At 63.0% G+C, this 15,982-nt stretch carries 17 protein-coding genes; 11 read left to right on the plus strand and 6 right to left on the minus strand.

Translation table 11 applies throughout. From position 1 onward, the window contains the following. Positions 1 to 85: 85 nt before the first annotated feature. Positions 86 to 1,501, minus strand: a complete 1,416-nt coding sequence (locus KMZ68_RS13890) for an outer membrane protein (RefSeq protein WP_215611874.1) — start codon at positions 1,499 to 1,501, stop codon at positions 86 to 88. 326 nt (positions 1,502 to 1,827) lie between these two features. Between KMZ68_RS13890 and KMZ68_RS13895 the strand changes: the two genes are divergently transcribed. Both KMZ68_RS13895 and KMZ68_RS13900 read left to right on the plus strand, forming a co-directional pair. Further along, positions 1,828 to 2,031, plus strand: coding sequence for a hypothetical protein (locus KMZ68_RS13895; protein ID WP_215611875.1), 204 nt, complete (start codon positions 1,828 to 1,830; stop codon positions 2,029 to 2,031). Positions 2,032 to 2,053: 22 nt separating this feature from the next. After that, on the plus strand, positions 2,054 to 2,713 hold the full coding sequence (locus KMZ68_RS13900; protein ID WP_249779358.1) for a DsbA family protein: 660 nt from the start codon (positions 2,054 to 2,056) through the stop codon (positions 2,711 to 2,713). A gap of 25 nt (positions 2,714 to 2,738) precedes the next feature. Here KMZ68_RS13900 and KMZ68_RS13905 read toward each other — a convergent pair whose 3' ends face one another. Both KMZ68_RS13905 and KMZ68_RS13910 read right to left on the minus strand, forming a co-directional pair. After that, on the minus strand, positions 2,739 to 2,987 hold the full coding sequence (locus KMZ68_RS13905; protein WP_215611876.1) for a PilZ domain-containing protein: 249 nt from the start codon (positions 2,985 to 2,987) through the stop codon (positions 2,739 to 2,741). A gap of 462 nt (positions 2,988 to 3,449) precedes the next feature. Continuing rightward, entirely contained in the window at positions 3,450 to 4,151 is a 702-nt protein-coding gene (locus tag KMZ68_RS13910) for a Spy/CpxP family protein refolding chaperone (RefSeq protein WP_215611877.1), read from the minus strand. A gap of 489 nt (positions 4,152 to 4,640) precedes the next feature. Here KMZ68_RS13910 and KMZ68_RS13915 point away from each other — a divergent pair, with 489 nt between their 5' ends. The 8 genes from KMZ68_RS13915 (at position 4,641) to KMZ68_RS13950 (ending at position 13,130) form a co-directional block, all read left to right on the plus strand. Then, on the plus strand, positions 4,641 to 5,981 hold the full coding sequence (locus tag KMZ68_RS13915) for an ABC transporter substrate-binding protein (RefSeq protein ID WP_215611878.1): 1,341 nt from the start codon (positions 4,641 to 4,643) through the stop codon (positions 5,979 to 5,981). A 177-nt stretch (positions 5,982 to 6,158) separates the two neighbouring features. Next, a complete protein-coding gene (locus KMZ68_RS13920; protein WP_215611879.1) occupies positions 6,159 to 7,097 on the plus strand; it encodes a carbohydrate ABC transporter permease in 939 nt (312 codons plus the stop codon). Further along, positions 7,097 to 8,011, plus strand: coding sequence for a carbohydrate ABC transporter permease (locus tag KMZ68_RS13925; RefSeq protein ID WP_215611880.1), 915 nt, complete (start codon positions 7,097 to 7,099; stop codon positions 8,009 to 8,011). Before KMZ68_RS13920 ends, KMZ68_RS13925 begins: the two co-directional genes overlap by 1 nt. Positions 8,012 to 8,016: 5 nt before the next feature. Continuing rightward, the gene (locus tag KMZ68_RS13930; RefSeq protein WP_215611881.1) at positions 8,017 to 9,117 is read left to right on the plus strand and encodes an ABC transporter ATP-binding protein; all 1,101 of its coding nucleotides are present in this window, start codon (positions 8,017 to 8,019) and stop codon (positions 9,115 to 9,117) included. A gap of 36 nt (positions 9,118 to 9,153) precedes the next feature. Continuing rightward, on the plus strand, positions 9,154 to 10,143 hold the full coding sequence (locus KMZ68_RS13935) for a hydroxyacid dehydrogenase (RefSeq protein WP_215611882.1): 990 nt from the start codon (positions 9,154 to 9,156) through the stop codon (positions 10,141 to 10,143). A 69-nt stretch (positions 10,144 to 10,212) separates the two neighbouring features. Continuing rightward, complete coding sequence (locus KMZ68_RS13940) at positions 10,213 to 11,637, plus strand: amidase (protein WP_215611883.1); 1,425 nt, start codon at positions 10,213 to 10,215, stop codon at positions 11,635 to 11,637. A gap of 112 nt (positions 11,638 to 11,749) precedes the next feature. Continuing rightward, a complete protein-coding gene (locus tag KMZ68_RS13945; protein WP_215611884.1) occupies positions 11,750 to 12,157 on the plus strand; it encodes a hypothetical protein in 408 nt (135 codons plus the stop codon). Between the two features lie 154 nt (positions 12,158 to 12,311). Then, on the plus strand, positions 12,312 to 13,130 hold the full coding sequence (locus KMZ68_RS13950) for a DUF2147 domain-containing protein (protein ID WP_215611885.1): 819 nt from the start codon (positions 12,312 to 12,314) through the stop codon (positions 13,128 to 13,130). A 195-nt stretch (positions 13,131 to 13,325) separates the two neighbouring features. Here the strand turns inward: KMZ68_RS13950 and KMZ68_RS13955 are convergent, their stop codons facing one another. Next, entirely contained in the window at positions 13,326 to 14,096 is a 771-nt protein-coding gene (locus KMZ68_RS13955; RefSeq protein ID WP_215611886.1) for an FkbM family methyltransferase, read from the minus strand. A gap of 228 nt (positions 14,097 to 14,324) precedes the next feature. Between KMZ68_RS13955 and KMZ68_RS13960 the strand changes: the two genes are divergently transcribed. After that, a complete protein-coding gene (locus tag KMZ68_RS13960) occupies positions 14,325 to 14,684 on the plus strand; it encodes a hypothetical protein (protein WP_215611887.1) in 360 nt (119 codons plus the stop codon). A 15-nt stretch (positions 14,685 to 14,699) separates the two neighbouring features. Here KMZ68_RS13960 and KMZ68_RS13965 read toward each other — a convergent pair whose 3' ends face one another. Both KMZ68_RS13965 and KMZ68_RS13970 read right to left on the minus strand, forming a co-directional pair. Continuing rightward, positions 14,700 to 15,104, minus strand: a complete 405-nt coding sequence (locus tag KMZ68_RS13965; RefSeq protein WP_215611888.1) for a (R)-mandelonitrile lyase — start codon at positions 15,102 to 15,104, stop codon at positions 14,700 to 14,702. A gap of 41 nt (positions 15,105 to 15,145) precedes the next feature. After that, a complete protein-coding gene (locus tag KMZ68_RS13970; protein ID WP_215611889.1) occupies positions 15,146 to 15,844 on the minus strand; it encodes a ribonuclease activity regulator RraA in 699 nt (232 codons plus the stop codon). Between the last annotated feature and the right edge of the window lie 138 nt (positions 15,845 to 15,982).

Here is a 15,982-nt window from a genome sequence, read left to right on the forward strand (position 1 = left end):
TCTCTATCCCAGCCCGAGGCTGATGGCTGCCATAGTGCTATGGCGTAGAAATACTGCTCATCATCGTCGTTCGTGGCCCGCCACCTCAGTACCGCGCCACCACCGGGCCGCCGAACTTGTAGCTCGCCCCCAGCCTCACGATGTCGTAGCGGACCTCGCGCGAGAATGTCGCCCCGCACGGCCCGCCGGCGAAACAGCTGTTGACGGGGTCGAGGACCAGGAGGTTGGTCACGTTGCCGAGGTCGGCGTGCAGGTACTCGCCGCGCACCACCCAGTTGGCGTCGAGCATCCACTCGATACCGCCGCCGGCGACCCAGCCGGTCTTCTTGGTGGCGTAATTCGACAGCGCCGCGCTGGCGCCGCCCTGGTCGGCACAGCCGTTGACCAGACAATTGGTTCCGAGCGACGAATTGACCTCGGCAAACGCAATGCCGCCGGTGCCGTAGAACATCAGGCGATCGAAGGTAAGGCCCAGTCGTCCCCTGATCGTCGCCAGCGATTTCGCTTCGCTGCTGCCATAGACGAAGCCGCGGCCGTTATCGGCGCAGGCAACGCCCGCGATGTCGGTCTGGCGGCAAAACAGGTAGTGCGCCTTCATCCATTGCCAATCCCCCTCCACGCCCGCCACCAGCGACCGCGCGAATTGCCAGTTGAAACCGGCATGCAGGCCGCCGATGAAGCTGCTGGAGCTGGGCGATTGCGCCTGGACATTATTGGCGAACGCCGGGTCCGGATCGTTCTGGAAGAAGTCGGAGGTGCCTGAGCCGGTTTGCGCCATGCCGCCGATATCGCCGCCGACGTAGAAGCCGCTCCAGTCGTAGGCGGCGGGCGCGAGCACCGGCGCTTTCGCATGGGCCTTGGTGTACATCGGCGCGGGCGCGGCGACGACCGGATCGCCAAAACTTCGGTTGAGGCCGACCCTGATGATATCGGCGCGGAAGCTGACGGTTTCCGGCACCAGCGGAACCACATCGAACAGCACGCTGTGGCCGAGATCGACGTGAAGGTATTCGAGCTTCGCCGTCCATTGCGGCGCGATCCGCGCCTCGATGCCGGCGCCCGCGGTCCAGCCGGCGCGGAATCCGCTTCCTTCCGACGGCGTCAGCCTATCCCAACCCTGCATGTTGCCGACCGCGAGGCCACCCGTGATGTATGGCAGCACCGAGCCCGACGGCCCCATTGCATAGCCTACCCGGCCGCGAAGCGTGCCGAGTGCGTCCAGCTTCGTTCCGCAGGGGTGAGGCGTTGCGGTGTTGGCGGCGCAAACCGGCGAACTGCCGCTGATATTGGCCCACGAATAATCGCCATCGAGGCCGAGAACCCAGGAGCCCTGTTGCCAGTTGTAGCCGATGGTCGCGCCGGCGAGGCCGCCGCTGACGCGAAAACTGCCGTCCCCGAGCGGTACGATCGCGGGCGGGATGCCGGAGTCGGTCTGGTCGGAGTGGCCGCTGCCATAGCCCGCGGTCAAACCGACGAAAGGTCCAGTCCAGGACTGGGCCAACGCGGGCCCGCTCCCCGTGACCGCCAGCAGTGCAACCCACGCAACAACTGATCGACCCGAAGTATTCATAGCCGCCTCGGCGAATCTTGAATGCCTGGACCAGTTTAGGGCACGCGCATGGTTAACGGAACCTTACTCGGAATATCCGTCGTCCCTTCAGTCCCTATGGCGCGTCGCGATCGCCACCCTCGCCGGTTCGTCTGTCTCGGCTGCCGCCGCGGCGGCGTTGGCGAAAACGGCAACTGACCCTCTTCGCGTCAGGCTATTGCACTCGTCCGCAGGTTGAGAAACAATTTAGTCGGGAATACGCGCTGTGGGGGCGTGGGATGGCGAAGCCGGATGCGGGATACGATTTCCATCGCTATCGAAAGCTGCTGGCTGAAGCGGTCGACGAGCCCACGCGGCTCGCCCTTATCGACCTGTTGATCGAAGAGCGCGCCAGGGAAAGGCTGCAAACCGAGATTACCTCCGAGCGGCTTGCCGTCACAACGAAAGCGGTGGCCAGCATTCTCGGCATATCGAAGAACTGATTTGCGGGTTCGGAGTTTTCAGTTGACCGCTCCACATCGGAACTACGCCGCCGCGCTGCTGCTGGCCGGCCTTGCCTCTCTGTTCGGGTTGATGTCCGCCGCTCCGGTCGGCGAGGCCAAGGCCAAGGACGCCTTCGCCGTGCTTGTGGCCAGGCCGGTGTCGCTGCCGGACATGGTGCTCGGCTCGGCAAAAGCGCCGGTGACCATCACCGAATATTCGTCGATGAGCTGCCCGCATTGCGCCGCCTTCGGCCAGAACGTCTTTCCGATGCTGCGATCGAAATATATCGACACCGGCAAGGTGCGTTTCGTGTTCCGGGAATTCCCGCTCGACATCAAGGCCGCGGCGGCCTCGATGCTGGCGCGCTGCATCGCCGAGGGCGATGCCGAGAAATATTTCGGCACCGTCCAGCTCTTGTTCCAGCAGCAGGAGCGGCTGATGGCGCAGACCAAGGATACTCTGATGCTGATCGGAAGGCAGGCCGGGCTGAGCGAACAGGCCGTCGAGACCTGCGGGAAGGATCAGACCCTGCTCGACAAGCTCGCCGCCGACCAACGGTTCGCTCTCGACGCGGTGAAGGTCGATTCAACCCCGACCTTCTTCGTCAACGGCGAGAGGCTGAAGGGCGCCATGTCGTTCGAGGAACTGGAAGCCAAGGTCAAATCGCTGCTGAAGCGCTGACGGCTGCGCGTGGTGCGAGCTGTCCTTACGGCACTGCAACGAAGGTCAGGCCGATCCGGTTTTGCTGGATCCAGACGACCCGGCACTCGCGGACCGAGGAGTCGTTGGCCATCACCAGACGAAAGTGCGCCGGCACGAAAGCCGCGTTCTCGACATCGATGGCGGCGCCCTCGGGCGAGATATTCCGGACGGTGCAGCTCATGACCGAGCCGCCCGACGATACGTAGGCGGGTTCATTGATTTCGGAGCGCGGATATTTTCGCTTTTCTTCCATCGACGTCGGCCTTGGCTGGCAGCTGCGGGAAAGCCTAGCGCCAAACCCTAAATAAAGGGCTCCATCGCGTTTCGCGCCTGCGAAGGCGGACATCGGGCGCGGTGCCGAAGCGACCTGAGCGCGCGCTTTGCGATTGTCGCAATCTTCGATCGCGCCGTCCAAAGCCGACCTGTGCAAGCTCGCGCGCCGCGCGCCGGCGCTACGCCGTGCCGAGCGCAAACGATGTATCCGCGCAACACCTGGATGGGAAAAACAGGCATTCCCTACAAGGCCCCGACTGCGCCATCAGTCGGGCGCGAGTCGGACAGGGTTTCTTCATCATTGCATGACGATTGGAAGGGCCGCGCCGCTGCGGCAGGATAGCCGGGTACCGGGCCTCTCAACCTACCCCAGGGCACGTGTGCCCGGCTATTCGCGGCGGCCGCCGCGAATGTCTGAGGAGCTTGATCGGTCGGATACGCGCTAATCCAGCCCGCGTTCGCGGCTGAGCCGCACCATTTCATTGATGAAAATCTGCTTCTGCCTGTCGTCGAGGCTGGCGAACAGCGGTTCGGCGGAGTCCGCGACATTGCGCTGGTCCACCGCGCGATCGTTGAGGAACTGGGCTTCGTTGCGCATCTGCTCGATAATATCGTCCGGCGGGTCGCGCTTGGCGCGGGCAATTCGCAGGTTGAGGCGGTCGGCGCCATTGTGGCCGAGATAGTGCATGGCGCTGTTGAAGCCGGTCCAATGCTTCTCCTGCTCGGGCGTCAGTTTCAATTCGGTCTTGATCCGTTCGATGTTGGCATCGCTGTTGGCGACGATCTGTTCGGCCGTCAGCTGCGGAGCGCCATCCTGGGTGAGCACGGCGTTTTGCTTGGTTCCCTTCGCGCCTTTGGCGCCCTTTGCGGGTTTGGCCGAGCTGCCTTGCTTGTCGTTGGCTGGCGGCGTCGATGCGCTCTTCCCGGCGCCGAGGACGCCGGTGAACACGCCGACCACGCCGCCGATCGCGCCGCCCAACACGCCACCGACCGGTCCGGCGGCCTTGTTGCCTTCGCGGGCGCCTTTTTGAACGCCCTCAACCACTTGTGCATCCGCAGCAGAGGGAGCGCAGAGAAGCACCGCAACAACTGCGCCAAGCGCAAAGCACAATCGCGCACGCGCTGCTGGTGTCGGGTTGATCATTCGTCGCTCTCCATGATGATTTCGACGGGCTGGCGGGGAATCTGGCAGTGCTCACGTTGAATCGGACATTATCGTTTTCGCATCAAGCTAGTCTACCGCCGCAAAGTGACGCGTCTCGATCAGAGCCGCTCATTGCAAGAGCAAAACCGCGACGGAACCTGCGCCTATTGCGCGCCCCTCGATCACAGCGCGCACGGCATGTGTGCGGCGCAATATGCTTCCCCAGGCCGCGCAGGTCGGCCACGCGCCACGGGCTCTGCAATCATTGGCGGATCATAGACAATCTCCTGCCGCCGATTTGAGCACAACGCTAGTTCTATAGATGGCGCCACCTGATTTCTCGACAGACGCCGGCAATTCTGCTCTGATCGTCAATAACGAAGGTCTCTGCGACGTCTTGCAACGCCATCTCGGCCTGCCTGGCGGCGAATAAAAAACAACAACGAGACCAGCCTCGCACCGCGATTGGTTCACCAGGGAGAGAACGTAATGTCACGGAACAAGCTTTCTCGACGACAATTCGTAGCTGCTACCGCACTGTCTTCCGCGGCGCTGATATCAGCGCCGTATATTCGATCGGCCAATGCCGCCGGCAAACTCAGCATCGGTTTCTGGGATCATTGGGTGCCCGGCGCCAACAAGACCTCAACCGAGCTGGTCAACGAATGGGCCGCCAAAGAGAAGGTCGAGGTTTCGATCGACTACATCCCGAGCCAGGGCAGGAAGAACGAGATAACCATCGCAGCCGAAGCGCAGGCAAAGTCCGGGCACGATATTCTCGCGATGGCGTCATGGTGGCCGCACTCGCAAGCCGACCTGCTCGAGCCGATGAACGACGTTGTCGAGCCGCTCATCAAGCAGAACGGCGATGTCAACGGGACCGTCAAATACCTCGGCAAATCCGGCGACAAGTGGCTGGCCGTCCCGACCTGCATCGGCAGCCAGATCAAAGGGCCTTGCTCCCGCATCGACCTGATGAAGAAGCACGCCAACATCGACGTCCAGGCGATGTACCCCGCGGGTGCGCCGCCGCAAGCCGACGCCTGGACCACGGATGCCTTCCTGAAGGCGGCCGAGGCCTGCCACAAGGGCGGCGTTCCCTTCGGCATCGGTCTCGGCGAGACCAGCGACTCCGTCGATACCGTCGGCGCGTTCTTCCTCGCCTTTGGCGCGGAGGTCGTCGATATCAAGGGCAACGTCGTGGTGAAGAACGACAACGTCCGGCAGGTTCTCGAATACTACAAGAAACTGATGGCATTCCTGCCGCCCGACGCGCCGGCTTGGGACGATGGATCCAACAACAGGTGGCTGATCTCGGGCAAAGGCGCACTGATCATGAATCCGCCGAGCGCATGGGCGGTGGCCAAGCGTGACGCGCCGCAAGTCGCCGAGCAATGCTGGACGCATGGGTTCCCGGTGGGTCCGAAGGGCCGCTTTGCGCCCTTCCTTCCCTATTTCTGGGGCGTGTGGAATTTCTCCAAGAACAAGGAAGCGGCCAAGAGTCTGCTCACCCATATGTCGCAGCCGGCGGCGGTCGAGAAATTAGTCGCGGCGAGCGGCGGCTACGATCTGCCGGCGTACGAAAAGCTCACGACCCTGAAGACCTGGGCGGAGGAAGCCCCGCCGAAGGGGACGCTCTATCATTATCCGAATCCGCACAAGCACCAGATCCTGTCGATCTCGGCGTCTCCGGCCCCGCCGAAGATCGCCCAGCAAATCTACACGCAGGCGACCCTGACCAAGATGTGCGTGCGCTACTACCAGGGCGAAGCCATGGAGAAGACGCTGTCTTGGGCACAAGGCGAGCTGGAAGGCTTCATGCGGAGCTGAAGCGGCGGATTTTGCGCAGCGACCACGCAAATTGCTTGCGTGGCCGCTGCGATGAAACTCCGAATGACCCTTTTTCGGTCAACACGATTGGCGGCCGGCCCTGCGCCGGCTTCCGGTTGAAACATCCGGAACTGACCGGTTGCCGGCTCCCTTTGAAACACGCGAGGAAGATGCATTATGGTTGATGTCGCGGTTCAGCCGAACAGCGCTGCCGGTCCACGAACGGCGAGGAAACGCGCCAGTTTGCGGACCGCGTTGAAGCGAAAATCCACTGCGGCGTTTCTCATGACGCTGCCGCTGATCCTGCTGATCGTGCTCCTGGTGATCTATCCCGCCTTCTACTCGCTGCACCTGGCAACGCTGAACAAGTCGATGCAACGTTTTGTCGGGCTTGGGAACTTCCAGTTCCTGTTCACGCGCGAAACGTTCTGGCTTGTAGTCCAGCAATCCTGCATTTTCGCGATCACGGCCGTGGTCTTCAAGGCGCTGATCGGCTTCATCGTCGCTCACTTCGTCCACAACATTCCGACCAAAGGCCAGCGCAAATGGCGCGGAATGCTGCTGGTGCCGTGGGTCATTCCGCCGGCGATGAGCACGCTGGCGTGGTTGTGGCTGTTCGATCCGTCGTACAGCGCCTTCAATTATTTGCTGGCCGGTATCGGTGTCGACCGGATTCCCTGGACCGGCGAGGCCGGCTGGGCCCGGTTCTCGGTCATCCTGGTGAATATCTGGTTTGGCGCTCCGTTCTTTATGATCATGTATCTGGCTTCGCTGAAGTCGGTACCCGACCAGCTTTATGAAGCCGCAGCCATCGACGGCGCCAATTGGTGGCAGCGGATCTGGTACGTGACGCTGCCGATGATGCGCAACATCATCGCGATCACCACGCTATTTTCGCTGATCGTGACGTTTGCGAATTTCGATATTGTGCGCGTGCTGACCTCGGGCGGTCCGCTCGATCACACCCATATCTTCGCGACCTGGGCGTTCCGCGTGGGTATCGAGGGCGGCGACATCCCGCTCGGCGCCAGCGTGTCGCTGTTCATGTTCCCGATCCTCGCAATCGCAGCGATCTTCATCCTGCGCGACATCAACAACCGCGGGAATGAAGCCTGATGACAAGCACCGTGGTGACAGACAAGGCCGCGCCGACCCGCACGGTCAAATATGGCAGCATGAGCCGTGACCGCGCCTGGGCGCTCAAGTGGTCGTACTTTTTTCTCACCTTGTACGCGATCTTCTCGCTGGTGCCGCCGCTCTACATGCTGATCACGTCATTGAAGACCAGCGCAGAGATTTCCGCGGCTACAAATCCCTGGTGGATATTCCATCCAACGCTGTCAAACTACGTCGAATTGCTGACATCGAACCAGTTCCTGACCTTCTTTCGCAATTCGGCGCTGGTCTCGATCTTCGTCGTGACAATCACCATGCTGATCAGCGTGCCTGCCGCATTTGCGCTGGCGCGAATGCGATTCTGGGGCTCGGCAACGCTCGCGACCGGGGTGTTTCTGACCTATCTTATCCCCGAGACGCTGCTGTTTCTCCCCTTGTTCAAGATGTTCGCGATGTTCGGCGAACTGACCGGGATCCAGCTGATCAACAAATGGTACGTGCTGCTGATCGTCTACCCGACGCTGACCGTGCCGTTCTGCACCTGGATCATGATCGGTTACTTCGCGTCCATTCCCAAGGAGCTCGACGAGGCCGCCATCATCGACGGCGCGTCATGGTTTCAGACCTTGACCCGCATCTTCATCCCGGTCGCCCTGCCCGGCCTGATCGCGGCAACCATCTTCGCCTTCACGGTGTCGTGGGCGCAGTTCCTCTATCCACTGGTGTTCACGACCTCGACCGACCAACTGGTGCTGCCGGTCGGTATCATCACCTCCTTGATCAAGGGTGACGTGTTCGCCTGGGGACAGATCATGACCGGCGCCCTGCTCGGGGCTGCGCCGCCACTGATCATCTACGCGTTCCTGATGGACTACTACATTGCCGGCCTGACCGCCGGCGCGACAAAGGGTTGATATCAATGGCTGACGTCACGTTGCGCAAGGTTATCAAGCGTTATGACGAGGTCGAGGCGGTGCGCGGCATCGATCTCGACATCGCCGACCATGAGTTTGTCGTGCTGGTGGGGCCTTCGGGCTGCGGGAAATCGACCACGCTGCGGATGATCGCGGGGCTCGAGGACATCACCGACGGCGACATCATGATCGGCGGCGACGTCGTCAACGACGTGCCGCCGAAGGACCGCGACATCGCGATGGTGTTCCAGAATTACGCGCTCTATCCGCATATGACGGTCGCGGAGAACATGTCGTTCGGACTGCGCCTGAAGCGTTATCCGAAAGCCGAGATCAAGACGCGGATCGACGAGGCCGCCCGCATGCTGGATATCGTCGAATTGGTCGACCGCAAGCCGAAGCAATTGTCGGGCGGCCAGCGCCAGCGCGTCGCCATGGGCCGCGCCATCGTGCGCAACCCCAAGGTGTTCCTGTTCGACGAACCGCTGTCCAACCTCGACGCCAAGCTGCGGGTCCAGATGCGGATCGAGATCAAGAAGGTGCATCAGAAGGTACGCACCACGACGGTCTACGTCACCCACGACCAGGTCGAGGCGATGACGCTTGCCGACAGGGTGGTGGTCATGAACCACGGCCGCATCGAACAGATCGGGACGCCGAACGAGCTCTATCACCACCCGGCAACGCGTTTTGTCGCCGGGTTCATCGGCTCGCCGGCGATGAATTTCGTGCCCTGCCGCATCGAAGACATCGCCGGCAAGCTGCACATCCGCCTGACCGACCGCCTCGCCTTCCCGCTGCCGCCGGCTCGCGCGGCAAGGTATCAGGGCGTCCCGCGAAACGAGAAGCTGCAGCTCGGCTTGCGGCCCGAGCACATTACCGAAGCGAGCGCGCATGCCGAGCCCGGCGTCGAAACCTTCGAGGCCATGCTCGACGTCACCGAACCGATGGGCATGGAGACGCTGATCTATTTCACGATGGAAGGCGCGCAGATCTGCGGACGGGTCAATCCCAATGCCGGCGCGCGCGATGGCGCCCCGCTCCGATTGGCAGTGGACCTCAACAATATGCACCTGCTAAATGAGGCCACCGGCGCCGTGTTGTGACGGCCGCATAACAAGAAAAGGACCGGGGGCTCCGGAATGGCGACGAACAAGAAGAAAATTCTCATCACTGAATCGTTTTCGCAATCGGGACGAGCTCTGCTACGGGAACGCGACGACATCGACCTCGTCGAATTCCCGAATATGATATCCGCCGGGGATTTCGAAGCCATGCTCAAGGAGCAGGCGCCGGTACATGGCGTGGCATTGGGCGCCACCCGGTTCGGCGAGCCGGAGCTCGAGGCCTCCAGGGACATGAAGGTGGTGACCCGGATCGGCGTCGGCTACGACGCCGTCGATGTTCCGGCGCTGAGCCGCCGCAAGGTGCCGCTGATGGTCGCCGGCACCGCGAATTCGCCGTCGGTCGCCGAACAGGCGTTGTTCATGATGCTGACGCTGGCCAAGCGCGCCGTCGAAATGCATTCCATCGTCAAGGACGGCAAATGGGCCAGCCGGCTCGGCATGCTGCCTTATGATCTGTTCGGCAAGACCGTGCTGATCGTGGGCTTCGGCCGCATCGGCACCCGCACCGCCAAGCGCTGCCTGGCCATGGAAATGGACGTGCTGGTCTACGATCCCTACAAGCCTGCCGCCGAAATCAAGGCGGCCGGCTGCGAGCCGGTCGCCGATCTCGATGCCGCGCTGCCGCGCGCCGATTTCGTCAGCATCCACTGCCCGAAGAACCCGGAAACGGTCGGGATGTTCAATGCGGCGCGGCTGAAACGGATGAAGGCGACCGCCTACCTGATCAACACCGCGCGCGGCGGTATCGTCGACGAGCCGGCGCTGTATGACGCGTTGACGTCCGGCAAGCTTGCGGGCGCCGGTCTCGACGTATTCGAGCAGGAGCCTCCGCCGTCAGGGCATTCGCTGTTCGAGCTTCCCAATGTCATCATGGCGCCGCACGTGGCGGGGGTGACGCGGGAAGCGGTCGACCGGATGAGCGAGCAGACTGCGCGCAATATCCTGAGCGCGCTCGACGGCCAGCCGATACGCCAGAACGTCATCAATCAGGATGTGCTCGGCTGAGCCCGAGACCTCGCCGGCCGGCACGACTTGGCGGCACCAGACCCCTTCAGCGGCTTTACGGGTATCAAGATGGCTTTCAAGGAATACGGCAGCTATGACGCGACCGGTCTTGCCGATCTCGTCCGCAACAAGCAGGTCAGCCCCGGCGAATTGCTGGACGAGGCGATCGCCCGCACCGCCAAGGTCGATCCGCAGATCAACGCCGTCGTCGTCAAGCATTACGACTATGCGAAGCGGCAGATCGACAAGGGGCTTCCGGACGGGCCCTTCACCGGCGTGCCGTTTCTGCTGAAGGATCTGGATATCCTGGAGGGCACGCGGACGACCTTCGGCGCCAGCGTATTCAAGGACGATGTCGCCGATCATACCGGCACCCTCGCCCAGCGTTTCCTCGCCGCCGGCGTCACCATCTTTGGAAAGAGCGCCAGTCCCGAATTCGGATTGATGCCGACCACCGAGTCGCGCCTGTTTGGCCCCACCCGGAATCCGTGGAATTTGGCGCATTCCTCGGGCGGTTCGTCCGGCGGCGCCGCCGCTGCGGTTGCTGCGCGTATTCTTCCCGTCGCGCATGCCAGCGACGGCGGCGGCTCGATCCGCATTCCCGCTTCCGCCTCCGGCGTGTTCGGATTGAAACCGACCCGGGCGCGCAATCCGCTCGGGCCCGATCGCGGCGAAGGCTGGGGCGGATTTTCCTGCGGCCATGTGGTGAGCATCAGTGTCCGCGACAGCGCCGCAATGATGGACGCGGTCCACGGGGCTGAACCGTCGAGTCCCTATGTGGCGCCGCCGCCGGCGCGGCCATTCCTCGAGGAGGCCGGACGCGATCCCGGGCGGTTGCGCATCGCTTTCACCGACAAGTCGCCCTATGGTGACGCCATCGATCCGGAAATCGCCGCAGCCACCCGCGAGATCGCGGCGCTGCTCGCCGGCCTCGGCCATCACGTCGAGGAACGGGCGCCGCCACTCGCCGCCGATCCGGCGGTCGTGATGTCGACCATCGTGGCTGCCAACACCGCGCTGAACGTGCGGTTTGCCGAGCAGCGCTTCAAGCGCGCGATGACGGCAGATGATTTCGAGGTGCTGACGCTGGCGAGCGCCCACAACGCGCAAAAGGCGACCGCAACCGATTATGTGGCCGCGCAGCTGGGCGCGTTCCAGATTTCGCGGGCGCTGGCCACCTTCTTCGAGAGCTGCGATGTGTTCCTGTGTCCGACGCTGTGTTCGCCGCCGCTGCGGATCGGTGAACTGAACACCATGTCGGAGGATCTGTCGCACATCGCTCCGATCCTGCGGCGCTATATGCCGGCCACCGCGATGTTCAACATGTCCGGCCAGCCCGCGATGTCGGTGCCGCTGGCATGGAATGCGGCCGGATTGCCGCTCGGCATGATGTTCTCCGCCAGATTTGGCGACGAGGGAACTTTATTCCGTCTGGCGGGCCAACTCGAACAGGCGCGGCCCTGGAAGGACAAATTGCCGCCGGTATGCGCGTAAGCGCGCACTTGCCACGGACAAAACTCAGCCTCATTCGCGCGCGAAGAAAAGCCACCGGCACGGTAACGGGGACACCGATTCCGCTGACGGAATTTTTATCCGGAGGCGAATAGTGAGCCAGAGCGACCCGACCGATCATGCGCTGGCGGCCATTGCCAGCATCCTCGATCACCCGGAGCCTCATCGCGAGCCGGAGGAGAAAGCCGCGGTCGAGGAGAAGCCTGTCGCGCCCGTAACAGTAGAAGCCGATGGCTATTCGAAGATCGGTCCCGGTCCGATGGCGGCGCTCCGCTTCAAATGGACCGTTCGCCGCGACGACGATGGCGAATATTATGTACATGAGACGATCGGCGAGAGTTCCGTACCTGTCGTCACCGGGCCGCTGCCCGCCGATGCCGCCATCAGGCTGGTGGACGATCGCGCAAGCGAGGCGCGGCAGCGGTTCGAACAGCTTCGAAGCGAAATGGCGGGACGCGCCGCAGCCGCCAACCTGCTCCGGAGAGATAGCGGCGAAATGTGATTTGCGATCCTAAATTGGCCTGACTTGCAGGGACGCTTTTGAACCAAACTCGCTGGACACACGACTCATAGCCATGAAAGTGACCTGGATCACGTTGCGGAACACCACGGCAACGTACGGTCGACACTGAGATTTCACTGCTCAGGGGATCATGATGAAGAAGCTTTTTGCTGTCGCGGCGCTGTTGCTGGCGAGCACGGCCGCGCAGGCCCAGTACACCTTCGAATATGGCGGACGCACCATCCGCATCGATCCGGATCGCGGCACGGTTTCGATCCCGGGCGTCTACGACAACACCGGACGCAAGGCCAAGCGCCCGCGCGACGATCAGGACACGGACCGTACGCCCAAGCAGGCGCCGCAACAGGCGAAGAATGATCCGCAGGCGCCTGTCGTCGAGCCCGCGCCTGCGCCCGTTCAACAAGCCCCTGCGGCAGCCGCGCCTTCAGCCGAGCCTTCCAGGGCAACCGCGAATGTCGCACCGGCGGGTACCGCCCCTGCGACCCAACCTCCAGCCAGCGCGCCCGCGACGCAGCCTCAGCAGAATGCGGCACCCGCTGCGCCACCCGCGCCGGCTGCCCAACCCGCCCCGGCTCCGGTCGTGGCGACGGCTCCCCCGGCGCCGGCAGCAGTCCCCGCTCCGAAACCGCAGGCACCCGCCCCCGCGGCGGCCAACTCGCCGCTCGGCGTCTGGCTGACCGAGGAGAAGGAAGGCAAGGTCCGGATCGAGCAATGCGGTCCCAATCTCTGCGGATATTCCGTGGACGCCAGGTCGAACCAGAACGGTGAGCAGGTTCTGATCAATATGAAGCCCACCAAGGATTCCAAATGGAGCGGGCGAATCCTCGACCCGAATTCCGGCAGCACTTATGACTCGACGATCGCGCTGAAGGGCAATGACAGCCTGCGCGTTCAGGGCTGCGCGTTCGGCGGCATGTTCTGCGGCGGTCAGACCTGGAGCCGGCTGAATTAGAGTATGATCCGGAAAAGTGGGAACCGGTTTTCCGAAAAGATCATGCGCAAACAAGAACATGGACGAGGAGCATGATTCAATTCGATTGAAGCATGCTCGAGGTCGCGTCTTTCATCGCAGTCGTCGGCAAAACGGCGCCGGTAACGGCGCCGTTTTCGCGAGTGCGGACTTCTAAACGACCAAGGCCAGGACGGGTTATGCCGCCCTGCTGCCGGCCGCGTTCTTCCTGCGAAAGGTTTCGGTATCGCGCTTCAGCGCGATGGTGTCCTGCTCGGCTTCGAAGATCGCAAAGCCGCCCTCCTCCAGCTTCCGCGCCAAGTCGGCGGCATCGGCTTTGGTCATGCTTTCGGTTTCGTAGATCACGAGCTTGGTCGAAAGCCGGGCGAAATCGAACTGCGACAGGATCAGGTGATCAAAGCCTTCAGCGTCGACCACGATGACATCAGGGTCGCGATGCGCGGCGCGATCGAGCAGATCGGCAACCGTGATGCACTGGACTTCGTCGGAGCGGATGTAGGATTCGATATTGTCGATCTGGTCGCCGAACTTGCGGATCTGTTCGTGCGAAAGCGTACCGACGCCATGGGCCCAGCCGGGCAGCCGGCCGCCGCTGCAGTCGAGCGTGTACATGGTCATGGCGCCCTTCTCCGCGGCGATGGCGCATTGCAGAAAGACCATACCGGGGAAATTGCGATAGGTTCGCTGCAGCTCGCGATAGTAATTCGACTGCGGCTCGACGAAGGTGCCCGTTAACCTGTGGCGGAAGATCGCGAGGTTGAGCGGATCGGAGAGATAGCCGTCATTGGCGCCGATCTGCAGAAAGGTCCGCGCGCCGTCATTCAGCACCACGTCTTCCACCAGAACCTCTACCGGGCGCCTGGTATAGCCGCCCAGTCGGTAGGCGATGTTGCGAATGCTCGATTTCTGCCGTGCCGATAAATTACGTGCCGCTAGCGATCTGATCATCGGTCGTATCCTTTTGGGCAAGGGCTGTGTCGTCCCGGAACAGCCGGCCTCCTGCCGATCGGAGGTTTGCGAGGATCGTGCCATCGGTCCGGAATTAACCTTTGGGTGTGCGGCACGTCACGTCGGGCCGGGACCGCGCGGCGTTCACGGCAAAATCGGGTGACTGCCATCACATTCCCCGGCTCAGGCCTCTGTAACCATGCCGGCGTCCAACCATGAGGTCGCGCCATGCAACCGTTTCGCAAGATGCTTATTGCCAGCCGAATCCTGATCCTCGCCGGCATGTCGGCCGTCACACCGGCTGCGGCGTCGACATTTGACGGCGCGTGGAATGTCCAGATTGCTTCGAGCAACGCGGCTTGCCCCAGCGGGACGAGCGTCTCGATCGACATCAACAACGGTCATGTCGAGTCCAACAACGCCTCGGTTACCGCGTCAGGCCGCGTCGCCGACGCCGGCACCATCAGCGTCACGCTCTCGAGCGGCATGAAGCGGGCGGTCGGCTCGGGCAGACTCACCGCCACGTCGGGATCGGGCACGTGGCGCGGCGCCATGTGCTCCGGCACCTGGACGGCGCAGCGGATTTGACCAAACGATGAACCGTTATCCGACCCTGGCCGAATAGTCCGCTTCGCTCACCGGCTCCATCCAGGTGGCATAGCTGCCATTCAGCGATTCCTGCATCGCGATATGGGTCATGCCATTGCTGGGCGAACCGCCATGCCAATGCTTTTCGCCCGGCGGGATCCAGACCACGTCGCCCGGCCGGATCTCGCGCACCGGCTGGCCCGCGGTTTGAACCCGCCCCACCCCCGAAATCACGTACAGCGTCTGGCCGAGCGGATGCGAATGCCAATTCGTCCGCGCGCCCGGTTCGAAGGAGACGCGGGTCGAGACGATCCGTGCCGGCGGTTCGGCGGCAATGATCGGATCCTGCCACACCGTGCCGACGAAATACTCTTGGGGCGCGCGGCGTGTCGGCCGTGACCCGGCGAGATGGATATCCATGAAGTCCTCCTTGCTGCGGACGCAGCGCCGCTGAAGCGCGGCTATTTCTTCGTGGCGGCGTAACGTGCCTTGGTCTCGGCATTCATCGGATAGAGTCCAGGCAGCGCAGCACCGCCATTCACCTCTTCAACGATCCAGGCTTCCATCCGCTCCTGCTCGGCGCCTTCGGCCAGAATGAGGTCGAGGAATGCTTGCGGGATCACCACGGCGCCGTCCTGGTCGGCGACAATGACGTCATTGGGAAAAATCGCCACCCCGCCGCAGCCGATCGGTTCGCCCCAGCCGACAAAAGTCAGCCCGGCGACCGAGGGCGGCGCGGCAAAACCGTCGCACCACACCGGCAGGCCGGTGCCGAGCACACCTTCGAGATCGCGCACCACGCCGTCGGTCACCAGCGCCGCCACGCCGCGCTTGACCATGCGCGCGCACAGGATGTCACCGAAGATGCCGGCATCGTTGACGCCCATCGCATCGACCACGGCGATGCAGCCCGCCGGCATGGCCTCGATCGCGGTGCGGGTCGATATCGGCGACGACCAGGATTCCGGCGTCGCCAGATCCTCCCGCGCCGGCACGAAGCGGAGCGTAAAGGCCGATCCGACCAGCCGCGGCTGTCCCGGTCGCAGCGGGCGCGAGCCCCGCATCCAGACGTTGCGCAGGCCCTTCTTGAGCAGAACCGTGGTGATCGTGGCGGTGGACACGCGGGACAGGGTCGCAATCGCTTCGGGGGTGAGGGACATCGAAAAGGTGGCTCCGGTGGGGGATGAATTGGGCGCGCATCTTGCGGCGCGCGGGCATCGCGTCAAGGGGCGACACTAGCCCACGAGCGGGCGGGATGCATCGCCAAGTGCAATCAAATTCCCTTATCACCAGTATGC

This window comes from Bradyrhizobium sediminis, from assembly GCF_018736105.1.
Classification (GTDB): domain Bacteria; phylum Pseudomonadota; class Alphaproteobacteria; order Rhizobiales; family Xanthobacteraceae; genus Bradyrhizobium.

Coding starts and splice junctions, on each gene's coding strand:
- KMZ68_RS13895 (WP_215611875.1), top strand. CDS start 1,828: ATGGCGAAGCCGGATGCGGGATACGATTTCCATCGCTATCGAAAGCTG.
- KMZ68_RS13950 (WP_215611885.1), top strand. CDS start 12,312: ATGAAGAAGCTTTTTGCTGTCGCGGCGCTGTTGCTGGCGAGCACGGCC.
- KMZ68_RS13910 (WP_215611877.1), bottom strand. CDS start 4,151: ATGATCAACCCGACACCAGCAGCGCGTGCGCGATTGTGCTTTGCGCTT.
- KMZ68_RS13940 (WP_215611883.1), top strand. CDS start 10,213: ATGGCTTTCAAGGAATACGGCAGCTATGACGCGACCGGTCTTGCCGAT.
- KMZ68_RS13925 (WP_215611880.1), top strand. CDS start 7,097: ATGACAAGCACCGTGGTGACAGACAAGGCCGCGCCGACCCGCACGGTC.
- KMZ68_RS13960 (WP_215611887.1), top strand. CDS start 14,325: ATGCAACCGTTTCGCAAGATGCTTATTGCCAGCCGAATCCTGATCCTC.
- KMZ68_RS13930 (WP_215611881.1), top strand. CDS start 8,017: ATGGCTGACGTCACGTTGCGCAAGGTTATCAAGCGTTATGACGAGGTC.
- KMZ68_RS13915 (WP_215611878.1), top strand. CDS start 4,641: ATGTCACGGAACAAGCTTTCTCGACGACAATTCGTAGCTGCTACCGCA.
- KMZ68_RS13965 (WP_215611888.1), bottom strand. CDS start 15,104: ATGGATATCCATCTCGCCGGGTCACGGCCGACACGCCGCGCGCCCCAA.
- KMZ68_RS13970 (WP_215611889.1), bottom strand. CDS start 15,844: ATGTCCCTCACCCCCGAAGCGATTGCGACCCTGTCCCGCGTGTCCACC.
- KMZ68_RS13935 (WP_215611882.1), top strand. CDS start 9,154: ATGGCGACGAACAAGAAGAAAATTCTCATCACTGAATCGTTTTCGCAA.
- KMZ68_RS13920 (WP_215611879.1), top strand. CDS start 6,159: ATGGTTGATGTCGCGGTTCAGCCGAACAGCGCTGCCGGTCCACGAACG.
- KMZ68_RS13955 (WP_215611886.1), bottom strand. CDS start 14,096: ATGATCAGATCGCTAGCGGCACGTAATTTATCGGCACGGCAGAAATCG.
- KMZ68_RS13905 (WP_215611876.1), bottom strand. CDS start 2,987: ATGGAAGAAAAGCGAAAATATCCGCGCTCCGAAATCAATGAACCCGCC.